This is a genomic window from Microbacterium sp. (assembly GCF_035687345.1).
Lineage (GTDB): Bacteria > Actinomycetota > Actinomycetes > Actinomycetales > Microbacteriaceae > Microbacterium.
Map to the genome: position 1 here is coordinate 15,053 of NZ_DASRXZ010000064.1, position 18,450 is coordinate 33,502.

Below are 18,450 nucleotides of genomic sequence, written 5' to 3' on the forward strand. Positions count from 1 at the left end.
TCAGTCTCCTTCCACGCGCAGGACCGAGACGACGCGCTCCACGACGCCGCTCGCGGCGAGCCGGTCGACCGTCTCGCTCAGGTTCTGCTCCAGGGCCTTGTGGGTGCCGATCACGAGGCGCGCGACGGTGTCGCTCGCGGGCTCGGTCACGGGGCTGCCGTTGCCGGGGACCGGCTCGCTGCGCACCGTCTGCTCGACGGTCGCGATCGAGACGTCGCCCTCGCTGAGGATGCCGGCGACCGTCGCGAGCACGCCCGGCTGGTCGTCGACCTCGAGCGTGATCTGGTACCGGGTCGTGACGTTCGCGATCGGCAGGATCGGCAGGTTCGCGCGGTTCGACTCCCCCACGCCCACACCGCCCGCGAGGTGGCGGCGCGCCGCCGACACGACGTCTCCCAGGACGGCGGATGCGGTCTGCACGCCGCCGGCGCCCGCACCGTAGAACATGAGGTTGCCCGCGGCCTCGGCCTGCACGAACACGGCGTTGTTCGCGCCGTGCACGCTCGCGAGCGGGTGGTCGCGGCGTACGAGGGCGGGATACACGCGCACCGAGATGGACTCGGCTCCGTCGGCGCCGGTGAGCCGCTCGCACACGGCCAGCAGCTTGATGACGTAGCCCGCGTGACGCGCGGCGTCCATCATCGCCTTGTCGATGCCCGTGATGCCCTCGCGGTGCACGGCCTCGAGCGGAACCGACGTGTGGAACGCGAGGCTCGCGAGGATCGCGGCCTTTTGAGCGGCGTCGTAGCCCTCGACGTCGGCCGTCGGGTCGGCCTCGGCGTACCCGAGGCGCTGGGCGTCGGCGAGCACATCGGCGAACTCGGCGCCCTCGGAGTCCATGCGGTCGAGGATGTAGTTCGTCGTGCCGTTGACGATGCCCATGATGCGCTGCACGCGGTCGCCCGCGAGCGAGTCGCGCAGCGGACGGATGATCGGGATCGCACCGGCGGCGGCCGCCTCGTAGTACACCTGCGCGCCGACCTGGTCGGCCGCCTCGAAGATCTCAGGACCGTGCGTCGCGAGCAGCGCCTTGTTGGCGGTCACGACGTCGGCGCCGGAGTTGATCGCCTGCAGGAGGTACGAGCGCGCCGGCTCGATGCCGCCCATGAGCTCGATGACGATGTCGGCGCCCACGATGAGCGGCTCGGGGTCGGTCGTGAGCAGCTCGCGCGGCAGGTCGGCGTCGCGCGGAGCATCCGGATTCCGCACGGCGATGCCGATGAGCTCGAGATGCGCCCCCGCGCGATCCGCGAGCTCGTCGCCGTGCTTGCGCAGCAGCGACGCCACCTGCGATCCCACGGCTCCCGCTCCGAGCAGGGCCACCCTCAGTCGGCGATAATCCGTCACTTCGTCTCGCTCCGCTCGCTCAGCACAGGCATATCCTCCCCTTCCGCCGCGAGCCCGTCGCTCGCCTCGGCCGCGACGTCGCGCGCCAGCAGATCGTCGATCGTCTCGCCCCGCACGATGACGCGTGCGCGGCCCGCGCGCACCGCCACGACCGGCGGGCGCGCGACGAAGTTGTAGTTGCTCGCGAGCGAGAAGCAGTACGCCCCGGTCGCGGGCACGGCGAGCAGGTCACCCGGCGCGACATCGGCCGGCAGGTACTCGGCGTCGACGACGATGTCGCCCGATTCGCAGTGCTTGCCGACGACGCGCGACAGCTGCGGGGCGGCGTCGCTCATGCGCGACGCGACGCGCGCGGAGTACTGCGCCCCGTACAGCGCGAAGCGCGGGTTGTCGCTCATGCCGCCGTCGACGCTCACGTAGAGGCGCGTGACGTCGTCGCCGACGACGACGGGCTTCGTGGTGCCGACCTCGTAGAGCGTGACTCCGGCGCGGCCGACGATGGCCCGCCCGGGCTCGAACGCGAGATTCGGCATCGGGATGCCGCGAACCTCGCATTCGCGTGCGACCGCGTCGGCGATGCCTGCCGCGAGGTGCTCGATGGGGGTGGGGTCGTCGGCGGCCGTGTAGGCGATGCCGAAGCCGCCGCCGAGGTTCAGGACGGGGATGTCGCCGCCCGCGAGCAGCTCCGCGTGCAGCTCGACGACGCGCGCCGCCGACTCCTGGAAGCCGGCCGACCCGAAGATCTGCGAGCCGATGTGGCAGTGGAGCCCTGCGAACTGCAGGCCGGGGACTTCACGGATGCGGGCGACCGCGGCCGCGGCATCCGTCAGCGTGAACCCGAACTTCTGGTCTTCGTGGGCCGTTGCGAGGAAGTCATGGGTCTCGGCGTGGACGCCGCTGTTCACGCGGACGAGCACGGACTGCGTCGCGCCGGTGCGCTCGACGATCGCGGCCAGCCGCTCGATCTCGATGAAGCTGTCGACGATGATCGAGCCGACCCCGACCTCGACCGCTCGCTCGAGCTCTGCCTGGCTCTTGTTGTTGCCGTGGAAGCCGATGCGCGCGGGGTCGGCGCCGCCGGCGAGCGCGACCGCGAGCTCGCCGCCGGAGCACACGTCGACCGCGAGCCCCTCCTCGGTGACCCACCGCACGACCTCGGTCGACAGGAACGCCTTGCCGGCGTAGTACACGCGGGCCTGCACGCCGTGTAGGGCGGCGGCCGCGCGGAACGCGTCGAGCGCGCGGCGGGCGGCGGTGCGCACGCCCTCCTCGTCGAGCACATAGAGAGGCGTGCCGAACCGGTCGCGCAGCTCGGTGGCGGAGACGCCCCCGATCGCGAGGACGCCGTGCTCGTCGCGTCCCGCCGATGCGGGCCACACGGCCGGAACGAGGTCGTTGACGTCGTCGGGGACCGCCGGCCAGGCGGGCACCGACTGCGATGAGGACGAGGCGGCGGACACTGTGACCAATCAGGGTGAAGCGGTTCGGCGGGAGCCGATCAGCGGATGAGACGGGCGCTGCGGCGGGATCACGCGAGCGCCGCGCGATGCTTGAAGTCTAGTCTGACCCGCGCGCCGCTCCCCGCCGTCGGCGCCCGCGTGTGACGGCGCATGACCCGTTCACGCGCACGTGCCCGGCGACTGCAGGGCGGTGTCGTGCACGATTCCCGGGGCGATCTCGAAGTCCGCGACGAGGGTCTCCGCCTCCACGCCGACATCGCTGAGCGTCACTCCCGCCGGCAGGCGGTCGGCGATGCACACACGCCAGTCCCGCAGGAGGACGTCGGCGAGCACGCCGAACTGATCGCGCAGGCGGTCGGCGGAGACCGTCGAGCCCGAGATCTCGAACTCGGCGGGACTCAGCACGAGCTGCGCCTGCTCGGCCGACGGCGTGAGCGCGACCGCGACCGGGAACGTCCCGCCGAACAGCGACAACTCGGTCGACATCGTGACGTTCGGCGCCGCGAGGCCGATCGAATCGGCCGGGAAGCCCTGCACGCCGCTCATGAGCGCTTGCAGTTGCGGCTCGTCGAGGGTGACGGTGGCCGTGGCATCCGTCAGATCTCCGTCGCCGCGCACCGGCACGCCGTGGGCCTCGACGTGGATGTCGCCCGAGAACGACCGGAACACGACGTCCTCCCCCGAGATCGTGAGGCTGTCGAACGTGCCGGCGGCGAGCTGGGGAAGAACGAGGCCCGGCACCTCGACGTCGGCGTTCAAGGCGTCGATGCCGGTGCGAGTCGTGATCTGGTCGCGGATCGTCTTGGTGACGAGGTCTCGCACGATCGCCTCGGCGACGAAGAACGCCGCGACGGCGAGACCGACGACCACGATGATCGTGACCATCCACGGCCATACGCGCCGCCGTCGACGCAGGTCGCGCACGGGCGAGCCGGGCAGGGGAAGCGTCGGATGCTCGTCCGGCGTCGTCACGGTGCCCCTCTCTCTGCGGCGGAGGCCGCTACATGCGCTCGGGCGCGCTCACGCCGAGCAGGTTCAGGCCGTTGCGCAGCACCTGTCCGGTCGCATCGTTCAGCCACAGGCGCGTGCGGTGCACGTCTTCGACCGGCTCGTCGCCGAGCGGGATCACGCGGCAGTTGTCGTACCAGCGGTGGTAGAGGCCCGCAAGCTCCTCGAGGTAGCGCGCGACGCGGTGCGGCTCGCGCACCTCGGCCGCGAACGCGACGACGCGGGGGAACTCCTGGAGGGCGCCGAGGAGCGCCGACTCCGTCTCGTGCTGCAGCAGCTCGGGCGCGAACGCGGAACGGTCGACCCCGGATGCCGCGGCGTTGCGCGCGACGTTGTGGGTCCGCGCGTGCGCGTACTGCACATAGAACACCGGGTTGTCGTTCGTGCGCTTCTGGAGCAGATCGAGGTCGATGTCGAGGTTCGAGTCGGCCGAGCTGCGCGTGAGGGCGTAGCGCGCCGCGTCGACGCCGACGATCTCGACGAGGTCTTCGAGCGTCACGATCGTGCCCGCGCGCTTGGACATGCGCACCGGCTGCCCGTTCTTCACGAGGTTGACCAGCTGCCCGATGAGGATCTGCAGGTTGACGTTCGGCTCGTCGCCGAACGCGGCGCACATCGCCATCATGCGGCGCACGTAGCCGTGGTGGTCGGCGCCGAGCATGATGATGCAGCGGTTGAAGCCGCGCTCGCGCTTGTCGAGGTAGTACGCGAGGTCGCCCGAGAAGTACGCGGGCACACCGTTCGAGCGGATGATCACGCGGTCGCGATCGTCGCCGAACTCGGTGCTGCGCAGCCAGATCGCGCCGTCCTCCTCGAAGATGTGGCCCAGTTCGCGCAGACGCTCGACCGCGCGCTGTACGGCGCCCGACGTGTGCAGGTCGTTCTCATGGAAGTAGACGTCGAAGTCGACGCCGAAGTCGTGGAGGCTCTTCTTGATCTCGTCGAACATGAAGTTCACGCCGAGCTCGCGGAAGACCTCCTGCTTCGCGTCGGGCTCGAGCGCGTCGAGATCGCCCTCGTAAGCGAGCGCCACGCGGCGCGCGATGTCGGCGATGTACGCGCCGCCGTAGCCGTCTTCGGGCGTCGGGCGACCCTCGTGCGCCGCCACGAGGCTCTTCGCGAAGCGATCGATCTGCGCGCCGTGGTCGTTGAAGTAGTACTCGCGTGTGACGCTCGCGCCCTGCGATGCGAGGATGCGCGCGAGCGAGTCGCCGACCGCGGCCCAGCGCGTGCCGCCGAGGTGGATCGGGCCGGTCGGGTTCGCCGACACGAACTCGAGGTTGATGACCTGGTCGCTCAGCGCGTCGGACGTGCCGTACTCCTCACCCGCATCGACGATCGTCTTCGCGAGGGCGCCGGCGGCCGCCGCCTCGAGGCGGATGTTGATGAAGCCGGGACCGGCGACCTCGACGGATGCCACGCCCGGCACGCTCTCGAGGCCCGAGGCGATCTCGGCCGCGAACTCACGCGGGTCGGCGCCGACCTTCTTGGCGAGCTTGAGCGCCGCGTTCGAGGCCCAGTCGCCGTGGTCGCGGTTCTTCGGACGCTCGAGCGGGAGGTCGGCCGCCGTCAGCCCTTCCGCCGATCCCGGACGTCGCGCCTCGGCGGCGGGGCGGATGACGTCGAGCAGGGCGGTGGAGAGGGCTGCGGGATCCATAACCCGTCAAGTCTAGTTCGCGGGCGGTGTGCGCCTTCTCAGGGTGCGGATGCCACTGACCGCGTGAGCTCGCCGAGCACGAACTCCCAGCCCTGCCGGTACGACTCGGCCGGAGCGTCGTCGGCCCACGGGCCGGTGTGCCGCACGACGAGCCGCGTGCCGCCGTCGACCGCGGAGAACCCCACGTCGACCGCCTCGTCGCGGCTCGCACCGCCGTCGTCGATCCAGGTCCACGTGAACGCGAGTCGTCGCTCAGGCTCGACATCGACGAAACGCCCTTCGACCGCCATGCCCCTGCCCGGTGCCTCGATGCGATAGGCGCCGCCCACGGGCACATCCGCCGCGATCCGCACGTCGTCCCAGTGCGTCCACCACCACGTCGCCCATCCGTCGACGCTCGCCCACGCCTCCCAGACGCGGGCGAGCGGCGCATCGAGGTGCACCGAGAGCTCGAGCGGGCGGGAGCGCAGCAGTTCCCAGCGCGTGGCGCAGGCGGCGGCATCCGCTTCGTCCGCCGCTGCGCCGACCACCGCCGCAAGCGTTGCGAGGTTGCCCTCCCACCCCGCGCCGTAGCCCACGAGACGGTGCGGTCGCAGGCGGTCGTGGTGCACCGTGAGCTCGGTCGCGTCGCCCGAGGGCTCCAGCAGCAGTCGAACGAGTCCCGGGTCGTCGTCTCCCGACCACCACGTGTACTCCAGCGCGCGGGGCGCGTCGCACGACTCGAGCCGCGCGCGCCGCACGATGCCGCCGCCGATGTCGACCTGGAAGCCGTCGCCCGCACCGCGCGGCACCGGGCCGACGATCGCGCCGTACCACCGGGCGATGCGATCGGGGTCGGTGAGCGCGCGCCACAGGTCGTCGATCGACGTCTCGTACCGTCGCACGAGCGTGACGGACTGCTGCTCGTCGTCGCCGGTCAGGGCGCGGATGAAAGGGTCGGTCATCATTCCTCCTTGCGGCGCCCGCGGCGCACCTCGGTCTCGAGCGCGTCGAGGCGCTGCGACCAGAACCCGAGGTGCCGCTGCACCCAGTCGGCGACCTCGGCGGTGCGCGCGGCCTCGAGCGCATACACGCGGCGCGTGCCCTCGGGCCGGCTCTGCGCGAAGCCGGACTCGCGGAGCACGCGCAGATGGTTCGACACCGCGGGCTGGCTGATGCCGAATTCGGCCGTCACGACCTCGGTGAGCTCTCCCGCCGTGCGGTCGCGCTCGGCGAGGAGTTCGACGAGTCGACGTCGCACCGGATCGCCGAGGACGTCGAGAGCGTGCATGTTTCATGGATATCAGCGCACGCTTATATCAGCAAGAACTGATGTTACGAGATCTGGACGAGCTCCAGATGGTCGTCCGCCGCCGGATCCTCCGCCGGCAGGGAGAGCGGCTCGAAACCGTCGAGCGGCGGCTCGTCGGGTACGACCCACGCGTTCACCCGAAGGCGAGTCAAGCCGACGTATCCGCCGTGATAGCTGAGGAACGCGCTGTCGGCGGCGTCGCGCCCTGTCGCGATGCGCACGAGCGACCTCCGGTTCGCCAGACGTGTCGCGTCGATCACGTACCAGGCGCCGTCGTGGTACGCCTCGGCGACGGCGTGGAAGTCCATGGGTCGCAGGCCCGGTGCATAGCACGCGGTGTAGCGCGCGGGCATGTCCATCGCGCGCAGCAGCGCGATCACGACGTGCGCGTAGTCGCGGCATACGCCCTGCCCCGTCATGAGAGTCGTGACGGCACTGTCGGTTCCCTTGCTGAGCCCGGGGGTGTAGGTCGTGCTGCTGGAGACGAAGTCCGAGACCGCCGCGATGAGGTCGTGACCGTGCAGTCCCTTGAACTGGCGGCGCGCCTGCTGGAACACCTCGTCGGACTGGCAGTACCGGCTCGGGCGGAGGTACGTGATCGCCTCGAGGTCGCTCGTCCGGCTCGTCGCGGCCTGCCCGTCGACGGTCGCCTCGTAGCGCACCTCGATGGCGCCGGCCTCGCCCGTGAGCCGATGCAGACGGCTGCCGGACTGGTCGACGATCTCGGTCGGCGTGTACACGCGATCGCCCTGCGTGAACGTCAGCGACTCGCTCACGACCGGCACCTGCTGGGCCGCGGAGATCTGGAAGATGAGGTCGACCGACGACCCCAGTTCGAGGTCGAGCTCGGCGGTCACGAGGCGTTGCATCGGAGTATCCTCGCACGCCCCGCCGAGCATCCGTGATGGGTGTCCACAGCCGCCCGCCGAAGCGATTCGGGGTGTGCGGGATCGTGACGTACCCTCGCTTCATGACGTCGACGACGCCGACCCGAGCGCGGACGCCGCTGTGGGCCCTTGTGGCCCTCGCGGTCGCGGTGGCGCTCGTCATCGCGGTGGCGGCGTGGCGACCGTGGGCGGCTCCCGCGACTCCCGTCGCAGAGGGCGACGCCGCTGCTCCGCCCGCGATGCTCGCACCTGCGCCGCTCTCGCTGCCGGAGCATCCGAAGGTCCTCGTGTTCGGCGACTCGTGGGTGTACGGCTCGGCTGCGTCGATGCCGACGCTCGGGTTCGCGTACGTGATCGGCGAGCGCCTCGGGTGGGACGTCGTCGTCGACGGCGTGCGTGGGAGCGGCTACCTGAAGCCCGGCATCGACGGCCCGTCGTACCCCGACCGCATCGCGGGACTCGACCCCTCGCTCGATCCCGACCTCGTGATCGTCGAGGGCTCGATCAACGACCGGAAGCAGCCCGCGGCGGGCTATCGCGAAGCCGTGATCGGTGCATGGGACGCGCTCGCCGCGCTCTACCCCGACGCCGCGTTCGTCGTGCTGGGTCCGGCGCCGCAGGTGCTTCCCGTCGAGAAGGCGACCGCGCGCATCGACAAAGACCTCGCCGAGCTCGCCGGCGCCCGCGGCTGGTGGTACGTCTCGCCGCTTCGGGAGGAGTGGATCTCGCCCGAAAACTACCTCGACGTGATCGACACGAGCCCCCTCGGCAACAACCACCCCTCCGACGCCGGCCACGCATATCTGGCGGAGCGGCTCGAGCAGGCGATCGCGTCGATGACGGGCGTGACGGATGCCGCGGCCGATGTGCCGGCGCAAGAGCTCGACGTCACGCAGACCGTCGAGGGCGACCAGGTGGTCGAGAACCTCGACGGCGTCGCGCCGGAAGGCGAGCGCTGACCCCCCACGTCTCACCCGGATCGGGTGAACGCCCCGCGCGTCCCGACGGCGAGAATGAGGCCGACGGCGACCGGGCGGCCGGTCGCGCGGTTCGAAGGGGATCTCGATGAGCACACAGAACCTTGCGCTGGTCGTCGGCTCGTACGCCGACGCCGAGTCGGCGACCGAGGATTACCGCTCGCTGCGCAGCGGCCAGGACGCCGGAGGCTACGAGATCATCGGCGCCGTGGTGCTGGTGCGCGGTCGCGATGGAAAGGTGCAGGTCAAGGAGCACGGCGACAAGTCGGTCGGTCACGGCGCGGCCTGGGGCGCGGGCGCCGGCGTCGTGGTCGGCCTCTTCGCACCTCCCCTGCTGGCGGCGACCGCGGTCGGCGCCGGCATCGGCGCGATACTCGGCAAGATCAAGAAGAACCGCGAGGAGAAGCAGTTCGGCGTCGACGTCGACGAGTACCTCGCGCCGGGCACCTCCGCCGTCGTCGCGGTGGTGGACGACCGGTGGGCCGACCGCGTCGAAGAGGCGCTGCTGCGCTCGGAGAAGCGCGTCAGCAAGGCGATCGATGCGGACGACTACACGCGACTCCGGAAGGCGATCGAGGAGTCGGCGGACGACGTCGTGGAGCAGCTCAACGCCTGAGTGTCGCGCTTTCACCCGCGCAGGGTGACGCCGCGGCATCCGCCCTCTCCTAGCGTGCTCGTAGGACGGACGCCGGGTCCGTCATCGACGATTGGCGGGGCAATGGATCTGTGGAGCTGGATCGCGTGGTTCTTCTGGGTGTTCGTCTTCGTCGCCTACCTCATGGTGCTGTTCTCGATCCTGACCGACATCTTCCGCGACCACACGCTCAACGGGTGGCTCAAGGCGGTGTGGATCCTCTTCTTGATCTTCGTGCCGTTCCTGACAGCGCTCGTCTACCTGATCGCCCGGGGATCGAGCATGCAGGAGCGGTCCATGGCGCAGGCGCGCCAGCTGAGGCAGCAGCAGGACGAGTACATCCGCGCCACCGCGGGGGCGCCGAGCGCGGTCGACGATATCGCCAAGGCCAAGTCGCTCCTCGACGCCGGGACGATCTCGCAGACCGAGTTCGACGCGCTCAAGGCGCGGGCGCTCGCGGTGTGAGCCGAACGCCGGGACGCCGGTTGCAGCAGGGCGCCGACGGGAGATGCGAGCATGCGCGTTCAGGTGATGGAACTGATCGTCCGCGGCCGCCTGAGCCCTGAGCTGATCCTCGCGCTCGACGGCTTCGACGTCATGACCGACGAGCTGGGCCTCACGCGGATCATCGGGCCGGTCGCGGACCAGTCCCGGCTGCTCGGCGTGCTCGAGCTCTTCGACGGGCTCCACATCGAGGTCGTCTCCGTGAATCCCGTCGAGCCCATCGTCGCCTCGGAAGAGGACGTCGCACCTCACGACGCTCAGCCCTGAGGGACGCCGCGGCCCTGCGACTCCTCCGACCCGCCCAGCCCTTCGATGCGCGCCATGATCGCGCGTGCCTGCGCCCGCGTCGCGGGCTCCTCGTCGTCATGCCCGCGCGACGCCCGGTCGAGGATCCAGGATGCGAGCGTCGCGGTGATGATGCCCGACAGGATGATTCCGCCGAACATCAGCCCGACTGCGACCGCACGGCCCGCCATCGTCACAGGCACGTAGTCTCCGAAGCCCGTCGTCGTCACGGTGACGCACGACCACCACAGCGCGATGCCGAAGTCCACGATGTCGGCTCCGGGTGAGTGCCGCTCGGCCTCGAGCACGGCGAGCGACGCGATGTACACGAGTACGACGACGACACCGCCGCCGTACACGGCGATGCGCGTCCGCAGCGCTGCCCCGCGTGTGCGCCGCAGACCGGGGAGGTGGGTCAGGCGCTCGAGCAGGAGCACGAGGCGCAGCACGGGCAGGAGCGCGAAAGCGAGGGCGCCGAGGTGCTTGCGGAACCACCGCCAGCGACCGTCTGCGAGCGTGAGCCGGACGACGTAGTCGACGATGAACAAGGCCCACGTGACGCCTACGAGTACCGAGGCGACGGTCCGCGCAGGCCCGCTCAGGTCTGCGATCACCAGCCATGAGTAGGCGGCGAGATACACGAGTGATGCGATGGACAGGGGCAGCGTCATCCGGCTCACCCAGGTCGGCTCGTCCATGGTTCCCTCCGTCGCGAGACGTCACAGGACGTCAGCCGCGTCTCGCGCGGTGATGAGCCCGAGCTCGCGCGCACGCTCCACGGCGGCGTCTCGGCTCTGCACGCCGAGCTTTCGATAGATGTGCCCGAGGTGAGTCTTGATCGTGTTCGTCGAGACGTAGCAGCGCGCGGCGATGCCCGGGATCGTGAGACGGCTCGGGAGGTAGCCGAGCAGCTCGAGTTCACGGGTCGTGAGTCGCTCGGCGAGGTGCTGACGAGGAGGCGCGGCGGCCGCCCGTGCCGCGTTCACGACGGCGCTGCGGAAGCCGTTCCCCACGCCCGGGAGCTCGTCGACCAGGTCCGCCACGGCTGCGCCCGCTCGGACGAACGGCTGGACGAGCCATTCGGGCTCGGCCAGCCGCAATGCCGTGATCAGGTGCGCTCTGGACTCCGGGTTCCGCTTCTCGGCGGCGCACAGCCAGCCTTCAAGGATCTCGTGCTCGACCCCCGGCAGCGGAGCGTCGGGTTCGGGTTGGGGCGCGAACTCCGTCATGCGTGCGCGGGCCTGGGCGGCGCGTCCGAGTGCGAGCAGCGCCGCGATCTCCTCGAACGCGATGTACGACCACGACGCGGGGTGATTCGGCGGCGGGAGGGGTGCACCTCGCGAGCGCGCCCTCCTCAGCTCGAGCGCGAGCAGAGCGTCTCGCACGAACGCCGGCCGGGGTCCCTCGGGCTCTTCGACGCCCGCCACCCCGCCTTCCGGGTAGACGGCGCGCGAGACGAGCCACGCGATCCACAGGAGTTGGGTGCGCTGGTTCGACAACGCTCGCGCCGCCCCCTCGTGCAGGGCGAGCGCCCCCGCCTCCGCCTCGCCCCGTTGCACCGCGACGAGCGCCCGAGCGAGATAGGCCTCGGCAGGGGCCGGATGCACGAGGAGGTCGTCCTCGCGCGCGAGCGACAGCGCCTCCTCGGCGTGCTCGGACGCGGCCACGAGGCATCCGGACAGCGCCTCCGCCATCGCGAGCGAGCCCAGAGTGTGCACCCGGTACGGCCGGTACGCGGTCCCCGCAGCGCGCAGAGCGCCCTCGAAGATGCGACGCGCCGCGTGGATGTCGCCGAGCAGGAGGCGCGCACGCCCGAGCGAGACCTGACCCACGGTCAGCAGCAGGTGGCGCGACGTGAGACCCAGCAGATCGGGGCGGGGAGCATCCGGATGCCGCGTGATCTCGGTCACCGCGGCACGCGCTACCGGCGCGAAGAACTCCGTGTCGGGGTGGAATTGCACGCAGGCGGCGAGGTACGCGAGCGCGACCTGACGCTGACCCGGCGTCAGGTGGCCGTCGGCGAGGAGCGCGCGGAACGAGTCCACCGCGCGCATCGCGCCGCCGCTCATGCCCTCCGCCATCGCGAGGAGGATCGCGGCGTCGGGGCGCTCGGCGAGCTTCCTGCCGGGAACCTCGCCGAGCCACCGCACGATCGTTCCCATGCGATGCGACTCGTAATAGCCGCGCTCGAGCGCGAGGACGAGATCGAGTACGCGGTCCCAGTCGTGCGCCCGGACGGCGCAGTCGATCGCACCCTCGTCATCGCCCGCCTCGGAGAGCCAGCGCGATGCGACGCTCAGCAGGTCGGACTCCGCATCGCGGTCGTGGGCGCGCAATCGCAGCAGGAGCAGGTCACGGAACAGTCGATGGAACCTGTACCAGCCGACACGGTCGGGGACGGGTACGACGAAGAGCGAGTCCCGTTCCAGGCCCGCGAGCAGCATTTCGCCGTCGAGCCCGGTCACCACCCCTGCCAGATTCGGGTCGAACTCGTCGAGCACGGCGAGCTGGATCACGGCCGCGCGGCGGCGGGGCGAGAGCCCGTCGAGCACCTCCTCGCCGAGGTAGTCGGTGATGAGGCGATCGGTCTCCGTCATCGTCTCGACCACTTGGAGTGGGTTCGCCCCGAACCGCATCGACAGCGCCGTCAGCTGCACGCCCACGGCCCAGCCCTCCGTGCGGACCGTCACCTTCGTCGCAACCTCCTCCGTGACCGGTGCGCCGGTGATCGTCGAGATGACGCGGGCCGTGGTCGCCTCGTCGAAGGCGAGCTCGCGCTGGCGGATCTCGACGAGGTCGTGGTGCACGCGCTGACGACTCCAGCCGAGTTGCAGGTCGGTACGCGACGCGAAGACCACGTGCACACCGGCCGGGATCATATCGACGAGTCGCCACAGGTCGGTCAGCACCGGCGTGCCGGCGATCCGATCGAGGTCGTCGAAGATGAGCACCAGCGGGTCGATGTCGTGCAGTCCCGAGGCGAGGTCCTCCAGATAGGCATCCCCGAGCCGGCGGGCCGCGGTCGCGATGGCCGCAAGCGGAGGCCGGAACTCCGGCCTCGCCTCGGCGATCGCCGCGAGCAGCTTCCGCGAGAGCACCAGCGGATCCGCATCGTCGGAAGCGGTGTCGATCCACGCCGCCGCGAGCTCCGGTCGCGACGCCACCCACTGCCCGAGGAGCACGGTCTTCCCCGCGCCGGCCGGAGCGACGATCAGCGACAGCGGGGACGCGGTACCGGCGTCGAGCTGCGCGCGCAGCGCAGGACGATCGACGGCATGCGACGGAATCCGGCGCGACTCCTGCACCCTCATCCCGGTCTCCGCCCGTTCATCTCCCCGGAGCGAATCGTGCCACGGCGAAGGTCGCGCGGAAAGGGCCACCGTCACGGCGCATCCTGGTCGAGCGCCGCGGTGTTCCGGATGAAGAGGACCACCCACGCGAACACGAGCGCACCCCCGATCAGCTCCACGGCGGTGAGGGTGTAGTAGCCGATCGCGTAGAAGACCCCGAACATGATCATGACCGCGAGGAAGAGCCATCCGAGCACGATGAACGGACGGGCCAGCCCGGGCGCCCATCGAGGCAGGCGCGTGACGAGGACTCCGAACGCCACGACCATCCCGAGCGAGACCGCGACGTGGACGACGAAGTACACATCGACCGGGAAGACCCCGACGAGCGCGAGAAAGATGCCGAGCACCACGAGGCACGTCCGCACGCGGAGCAGGCCGCTCACTTCGCTCGTCGCCGCACCCCTCGTGGCCGATCGCGCGAGCGAGGTGACGAGGAATCCCGACACGATGAGCGTGAAGTTGAACGCTCGCGCCGAGTCGTTCGTCGTGACTCCGAGCGCGCTGAGATTGTCCTTCCACCAGTCGGGGTCGCTCGTTGTCAGCATGGCCGCGAGCACGCCGAGAACGAAGAACGCGGCGAACAGCAGCGCGAGCCCTTTCGAGTCCATCGTCGCGGCCGACGTGAACGCCGTGTACGCGGTGATCGCGGTCGCGACGCCTGTCAGCACGACCACTGCCAGCGGGAACACCTCCGCGCCGAGGAACGCCTCTGCGAGGATCGACGCCAGCAGCGTCCAGCCCAGCAGTGCGACGATCGCGTGGGCCATCGCGAGCGCCGCGATGTCGAGGTGGTCGAGCAGCCGCAGTCGCTCGCCGCCGCGCGCGGCGACGAGGTAGCGCGCCCCGGCGACGCACGGGAGCGCGACGACAGCGGAGGCCAACGCCGCGAATTGACCGAGCGAGTCGGGTCCCGCGATCGGCGCCGGTTGGAGCCGGAATGCAACGAGGGCCGCGACCGCTCCCCCGAGGAACGCCGCCGATCCCGCCGCAAGGGCGAGGGACTCCAGGTCACGGGCGTTCACACGCTCGGTCCAGCGGATGCCGCGCCCGACGCGTCGCGCGATGACGGCATCCGGGTTCGCGCTCATCGCCGCGGTCCCGTGGCCGCTGAGGCGACCTCGACGATCCCCGCCATGCCGCCACCCCCTCGCGGTGTCCCCGATCGCCGGGCGCGGCAACCGGTCGGCGTCAGTCCACCGACGGCGAACGCGGCTCGCATCATCCGACCCGGGTGACTTCCTCGACCGCGTCTCAACCGAGCAGCATGCCCTCCGCTCCGCTCGATGCGCGCGGATCCGGCAATCGCCGCATCCGCAATCCGTTCACCACGCCGATTCCCGCCGACATGATCGGCACGAGGAGCGCGATCTGCAGCGCGAGAGGCCGCGCCTGCGTGTTGATGCGGATGATCTCGTCGGCCGCTTCGGGCGATGCCTCGTCCAGCAGCTCGGTCAGCGCGGTGTTGGAGACGAGCTGCGCGTCCTCTTCGAGGACGGCGGTCACGCGCTCCTGCTCCTCGGCCGTCAACACATCGGACTGCGCGGCGAAGGTCGTGAACGACGCCGACAGCATCGAGAGCATGATCGCGCCCGCGAACGCGAGCCCGAACGAGAGACCGAACGACCCCGCGGCGGAGTTGACGCCCGCGGCCTCGCTCACGCGCTCGTTCGAGATGGGCGAGAGCGTGTAGTTGTTCAGCTGCGACACGAGCAGCCCGAGGCCCGTGCCGGCGATGATGAGCGGCACGGTGAGGAACCAGCCTGATGTCGCGGTGGGGATGATCGGCTCGAGGATCACGAGTCCCGCCGCCGTCAGTATGAAGCCGGTGAGGATGAGATTGGCAGGGCGCCCCTTGGCGCGGCGACCCGCCACGATCGCGACGACGAACATGCTGAGCGACAGCGGAGCGATCGAAAGGCCCGCGAGCAGGGCGTTGTACTCGAGGACCATCTGGAGATACAGCGGAAGCACGATCATCGTGCCGCCGAGCGCGATCTGCTGAAGGAGCTGTCCGGTCACGCCCCTGCGGAACAGCTTCGAGCGGAACAGGTCTGGGTCGAGCAGCACGGGCTTGCCCGCACGGTGGCGCCGCCGCAGCCAGATCGCGAGGCCGCCGAGGGCGACGACACCCAGTCCGATGATGAGCCCGACATAGCCTCCGCCCTCCTGCCACACGAGGATCCCCAGCACGACGCCGCCCATGCCGATCACCGAGAGAGCGGCCCCCACGAGGTCGATGGAGCGGTCGCCGGTGTACGGCACGTCGCGCACCAGGGGCAGTCCGATCAGGACGATCGCGATGATGAGCGCCTCCAGCAGGAATCCCACGCGCCACGACAGGAACGTCGTGATGACACCGCCCAGCAGCGGCCCGATCGCCGCTGCGATCGCCGCCGCGGCGCCGACGAGCGCATAGACCCTCTTCTGGTGGTCGCCCGCGAAGTTCCCGTGGATGAGGGACTGCATCGCGGGCAGCAGCAGCGAAGCGCCGATGCCGCCGACGAAGGCCCAGAAGACGATGATCGCCGTCAGCCCCTGCGCGAGCGTCATCGCGATCGCGCCGACCGCGTACCCGATGAGGCCGAGGGCGTACGCGCGCTTGCGCCCGATGAGATCGCCCACCTTGCCGCCGATCAGGATGAACGCCGCCGACACGAGCGCCTCGAGGGCGATCGCCCCCTGCACGCCGCTTGCCGTCGTGTCGAGGTCGCGAACGACCGCCGAGATCGACACGTTCATGATCGACGTGTCGACCACGAGCACGAACATCGCCATGGCGAGGAGGATCGCCAGTCGGCGGTTCAGCTTGGCGGGCGCCACGGCATCGCCGGTCATGAGCGAAGCCAAGCAGTGCGGCGAAGTGGGCGGAACGCCGCGGAACGAAGATCACCCGCGTAGGGCGACGCTCCCGCGTGCTCCGCGCTGTCGATGCCCGAATGCAGAGAGACCGACCACACGGGCCGGTCTCTTCACCTTGCTTGCTTGCGCCCCCGACAGGAATCGAACCTGCGACCTTTGGTACCGGAAACCAACGCTCTATCCCCTGAGCTACGGAGGCGTACCGATCGAGGTTATCACCGCCCGCTGAGCGCGCCGTGCAGGCGGCGCCGCTCCGGCACAACGATGATCGCCCCCGGGAGTCGCGGTCCGAAGACCACGCCCGGGGGCGATCGTCAATGCGATTTGCGGTTTCTGTATCCGGTTACCTTGCGGTCACCTCGTTCCTGTTTTCTCTTCGCAGAACCGAAGATACTCACCCGGCGACGGCCGTCAAGACTTCGCGCGGAAGTCATTTCGACGTCATGTTGAAGGTGAGATCCGCAGCTCGGTTCTCAGCCCGCGGACCGGTTCTTGAAGGCGTCCGCGCTCTTGCCCGCACCGTGCGACTTGCCCGGTGCACGCACGCCGTTCACGGTCGACGTGTCGAACGCGAACGTGATCACCGCCGCGGCGATCGCGTCGGAGTTCACGTCGAGCGCGTGCAGGTTCACGTTGCCCTCGAGGTCGTACTCCGCGCGCAGCAGGTCGTACAGGGCGACGTCCTGCCCGGCACCGGTCAGGTTGTCGCACGGCTGGTGGTAGCACGGGTCGTACGCCGCGCCGATCACGCCGCCGTACAGCGCCGCCTCGTCAGCGGTCTTCTTGTCCTCCGCACCGGTGAACAGACCGCCGGCCGGGATGCCGACGTCGATGAACGGCCCGTAGTCGCTGCGGCCCGAGAAGTCGGTGTCCTGGTAGGGCTCGCCGACACTGTCGTAGTAGGCCTCGAAGACATCCTCGATCTCCGCGGAACCCGGCGGGATGAACCCTTCCGGAGCCGTACCGCTCGAGTTGTCGCCGTCGTAGATGCCGAACATGTAATTCGGCGACGCGACCATGTCGAAGTTGAGGTACAGCGCGATGTCGCCCTGCTCCTCCTCGTTCAGGTTCCCGACGTAGTACTCCGAGCCGAGCAGTCCCTCTTCCTCGGCACCCCACCACGCGAAGCGCACGGTGTTGTTGGGCTTCACCTTCTGCATCTGGATCGCCGTCTCCAGCAGCGCGGCGCTGCCCGAGCCGTTGTCGTTGATGCCGGCGCCGTCCTGAACGCCGTCGAGGTGCGCGCCCGCCATCACGACGTTGTCGTCGTTGCCGGCCTTCGTCTCGGCGAGGACATTCCACGCCGTGCGGGTCTCCTCGTCGTAGTCGACCGTCACGGTGACGGTGGCCAACGGGGTCGAGTAGAGGTCCTCACCGACATCCGACGTGACGAAGACAGTCGGAATGGTGAGTCCCGTCGCATCGCCGATCATGTTGAGCAGGCCTTCGCGGTCGTCCGGGATGCTCTGGCCCTCGTTCATGATGATGACGCCGGCCGCACCCGCCGCCTCGGCGTTGAGCGCCTTCACCGCGAATCCGCACGTGCCGCGCTGCATGAGCGCGATCGCCCCCACCGGGAAGCCCGCGAAGTCCGAGGCCTCGCAGCCGCTCGTGTTGCTGTTGGGCGGGTCGTCCTCGTCGACGAGGACGATGCCCACCGGCACGAGCGGACCCGTCGCCGTGCCCTCGGGGCTGCCCGAGTCGAACCGGTTCCGCAGGAAGTCCGTGCCGTCGATGAACGCGCGCGGGTTCGGCGAGATCCGCACGAGCGCGTTGTTCTCATCGAAGTAGGGGAACTCGAACTCCTGAACCACAGGCGAGTAGCCGGCTCCCTCGAGCTGGTCGACGACGTAGTCGACGGATGCCGCGTACCCGTCGCGTCCTGCGGCGCGGTCGCCGTGCTCGTCGGCGATCGCCTGGAACGCCTCGAGGTGCTCCATCACACCCTCGAGCGTGACCGCCTTGGTCAGCTTCTTGACGGAGTTGTTGTTCGGTACGGCGAGTGCGGGTGATGCGATCGCCAGACTTGCGGCGACCGCGCCGACGGCGACGATGGCCGCCGTCCGCGTGTTCCTCTTCAGCATCGTGTGCCCTTTCCGCCGGTGACCCCGATGTCGCCGGCCCTGGCGGTGACACTGTCACACGACCCGAAGCGCGTCCAGACCTCGGAGCCTGTTGCTCACGAAGC

16 protein-coding genes and 1 tRNA gene are annotated in these 18,450 nt (G+C 70.0%); 4 read left to right on the forward strand and 13 right to left on the reverse strand.

The window, feature by feature from the left end:
* The 7 genes from VFF97_RS07695 to VFF97_RS07725 form a co-directional block, all read right to left on the reverse strand.
* On the reverse strand, window positions 1-1,347 hold the full coding sequence (locus VFF97_RS07695) for a homoserine dehydrogenase (RefSeq protein WP_325032906.1): 1,347 nt from the start codon (window positions 1,345-1,347) through the stop codon (window positions 1-3).
* A complete protein-coding gene (gene lysA / locus VFF97_RS07700) occupies window positions 1,344-2,777 on the reverse strand; it encodes a diaminopimelate decarboxylase (RefSeq protein ID WP_325032907.1) in 1,434 nt (477 codons plus the stop codon). The genes VFF97_RS07695 and lysA overlap by 4 nt, the downstream gene beginning before the upstream one ends.
* Window positions 2,778-2,966: 189 nt before the next feature.
* Window positions 2,967-3,779 (reverse strand): LmeA family phospholipid-binding protein, encoded by an 813-nt coding sequence (locus VFF97_RS07705; protein WP_325032908.1) that lies wholly within the window; start codon window positions 3,777-3,779, stop codon window positions 2,967-2,969.
* 28 nt (window positions 3,780-3,807) lie between these two features.
* Window positions 3,808-5,472, reverse strand: coding sequence for an arginine--tRNA ligase (gene argS / locus VFF97_RS07710; RefSeq protein WP_325032909.1), 1,665 nt, complete (start codon window positions 5,470-5,472; stop codon window positions 3,808-3,810).
* 38 nt (window positions 5,473-5,510) lie between these two features.
* On the reverse strand, window positions 5,511-6,416 hold the full coding sequence (locus VFF97_RS07715; RefSeq protein ID WP_325032910.1) for an SRPBCC family protein: 906 nt from the start codon (window positions 6,414-6,416) through the stop codon (window positions 5,511-5,513).
* Window positions 6,416-6,742 (reverse strand): metalloregulator ArsR/SmtB family transcription factor, encoded by a 327-nt coding sequence (locus VFF97_RS07720; protein WP_325032911.1) that lies wholly within the window; start codon window positions 6,740-6,742, stop codon window positions 6,416-6,418. Before VFF97_RS07720 ends, VFF97_RS07715 begins: the two co-directional genes overlap by 1 nt.
* A 44-nt stretch (window positions 6,743-6,786) precedes the next feature.
* On the reverse strand, window positions 6,787-7,632 hold the full coding sequence (locus VFF97_RS07725) for a transglutaminase family protein (protein ID WP_325032912.1): 846 nt from the start codon (window positions 7,630-7,632) through the stop codon (window positions 6,787-6,789).
* Window positions 7,633-7,733: 101 nt separating this feature from the next.
* Here VFF97_RS07725 and VFF97_RS07730 point away from each other — a divergent pair, with 101 nt between their 5' ends.
* From VFF97_RS07730 to VFF97_RS07745, 4 genes are all read left to right on the forward strand, one after another.
* Complete coding sequence (locus VFF97_RS07730; RefSeq protein WP_325032913.1) at window positions 7,734-8,609, forward strand: SGNH/GDSL hydrolase family protein; 876 nt, start codon at window positions 7,734-7,736, stop codon at window positions 8,607-8,609.
* Window positions 8,610-8,715: 106 nt separating this feature from the next.
* Complete coding sequence (locus VFF97_RS07735; RefSeq protein WP_325032914.1) at window positions 8,716-9,243, forward strand: DUF1269 domain-containing protein; 528 nt, start codon at window positions 8,716-8,718, stop codon at window positions 9,241-9,243.
* 102 nt (window positions 9,244-9,345) lie between these two features.
* Window positions 9,346-9,726 carry an SHOCT domain-containing protein gene (locus tag VFF97_RS07740; RefSeq protein WP_325032915.1) on the forward strand — a complete coding sequence of 127 codons (381 nt, stop codon included), beginning with the start codon at window positions 9,346-9,348 and terminating at the stop codon, window positions 9,724-9,726.
* Between the two features lie 66 nt (window positions 9,727-9,792).
* Window positions 9,793-10,032, forward strand: a complete 240-nt coding sequence (locus VFF97_RS07745) for a hypothetical protein (RefSeq protein ID WP_325032916.1) — start codon at window positions 9,793-9,795, stop codon at window positions 10,030-10,032.
* On the opposite strand, the gene VFF97_RS07750 is transcribed toward VFF97_RS07745, so the two are convergent.
* The 6 genes from VFF97_RS07750 to VFF97_RS07775 all read right to left on the reverse strand — a co-directional run bounded on the left by VFF97_RS07750 (window position 10,023) and on the right by VFF97_RS07775 (window position 18,346).
* Window positions 10,023-10,748: a potassium channel family protein gene (locus tag VFF97_RS07750; RefSeq protein ID WP_325032917.1), complete on the reverse strand. Its 726-nt coding sequence runs from the start codon at window positions 10,746-10,748 to the stop codon at window positions 10,023-10,025. The two genes, VFF97_RS07745 and VFF97_RS07750, sit on opposite strands and share 10 nt — an antisense overlap.
* Before the next feature lie 21 nt (window positions 10,749-10,769).
* Window positions 10,770-13,361: a LuxR C-terminal-related transcriptional regulator gene (locus tag VFF97_RS07755; protein ID WP_325032918.1), complete on the reverse strand. Its 2,592-nt coding sequence runs from the start codon at window positions 13,359-13,361 to the stop codon at window positions 10,770-10,772.
* A 71-nt stretch (window positions 13,362-13,432) separates the two neighbouring features.
* Entirely contained in the window at window positions 13,433-14,491 is a 1,059-nt protein-coding gene (locus VFF97_RS07760; protein WP_325032919.1) for a DUF998 domain-containing protein, read from the reverse strand.
* Between the two features lie 163 nt (window positions 14,492-14,654).
* Entirely contained in the window at window positions 14,655-16,238 is a 1,584-nt protein-coding gene (locus tag VFF97_RS07765) for an MFS transporter (protein WP_325032920.1), read from the reverse strand.
* 150 nt (window positions 16,239-16,388) lie between these two features.
* Window positions 16,389-16,461 (reverse strand) — tRNA-Arg (locus VFF97_RS07770).
* A gap of 274 nt (window positions 16,462-16,735) precedes the next feature.
* The gene (locus tag VFF97_RS07775; protein ID WP_325032921.1) at window positions 16,736-18,346 is read right to left on the reverse strand and encodes a M20/M25/M40 family metallo-hydrolase; all 1,611 of its coding nucleotides are present in this window, start codon (window positions 18,344-18,346) and stop codon (window positions 16,736-16,738) included.
* Between the last annotated feature and the right edge of the window lie 104 nt (window positions 18,347-18,450).

What these genes read in the sequence shown, in the direction of transcription:
- argS (WP_325032909.1), bottom strand. Translation starts at nt 5,472, where the DNA reads ATGGATCCCGCAGCCCTCTCCACCGCCCTGCTCGACGTCATCCGCCCC.
- VFF97_RS07715 (WP_325032910.1), bottom strand. Translation starts at nt 6,416, where the DNA reads ATGACCGACCCTTTCATCCGCGCCCTGACCGGCGACGACGAGCAGCAG.
- VFF97_RS07720 (WP_325032911.1), bottom strand. Translation starts at nt 6,742, where the DNA reads ATGCACGCTCTCGACGTCCTCGGCGATCCGGTGCGACGTCGACTCGTC.
- VFF97_RS07725 (WP_325032912.1), bottom strand. Translation starts at nt 7,632, where the DNA reads ATGCAACGCCTCGTGACCGCCGAGCTCGACCTCGAACTGGGGTCGTCG.
- VFF97_RS07730 (WP_325032913.1), top strand. Translation starts at nt 7,734, where the DNA reads ATGACGTCGACGACGCCGACCCGAGCGCGGACGCCGCTGTGGGCCCTT.
- VFF97_RS07735 (WP_325032914.1), top strand. Translation starts at nt 8,716, where the DNA reads ATGAGCACACAGAACCTTGCGCTGGTCGTCGGCTCGTACGCCGACGCC.
- VFF97_RS07740 (WP_325032915.1), top strand. Translation starts at nt 9,346, where the DNA reads ATGGATCTGTGGAGCTGGATCGCGTGGTTCTTCTGGGTGTTCGTCTTC.
- VFF97_RS07745 (WP_325032916.1), top strand. Translation starts at nt 9,793, where the DNA reads ATGGAACTGATCGTCCGCGGCCGCCTGAGCCCTGAGCTGATCCTCGCG.
- VFF97_RS07750 (WP_325032917.1), bottom strand. Translation starts at nt 10,748, where the DNA reads ATGGACGAGCCGACCTGGGTGAGCCGGATGACGCTGCCCCTGTCCATC.
- VFF97_RS07755 (WP_325032918.1), bottom strand. Translation starts at nt 13,361, where the DNA reads ATGAGGGTGCAGGAGTCGCGCCGGATTCCGTCGCATGCCGTCGATCGT.
- VFF97_RS07760 (WP_325032919.1), bottom strand. Translation starts at nt 14,491, where the DNA reads ATGAGCGCGAACCCGGATGCCGTCATCGCGCGACGCGTCGGGCGCGGC.
- VFF97_RS07765 (WP_325032920.1), bottom strand. Translation starts at nt 16,238, where the DNA reads ATGACCGGCGATGCCGTGGCGCCCGCCAAGCTGAACCGCCGACTGGCG.
- VFF97_RS07775 (WP_325032921.1), bottom strand. Translation starts at nt 18,346, where the DNA reads ATGCTGAAGAGGAACACGCGGACGGCGGCCATCGTCGCCGTCGGCGCG.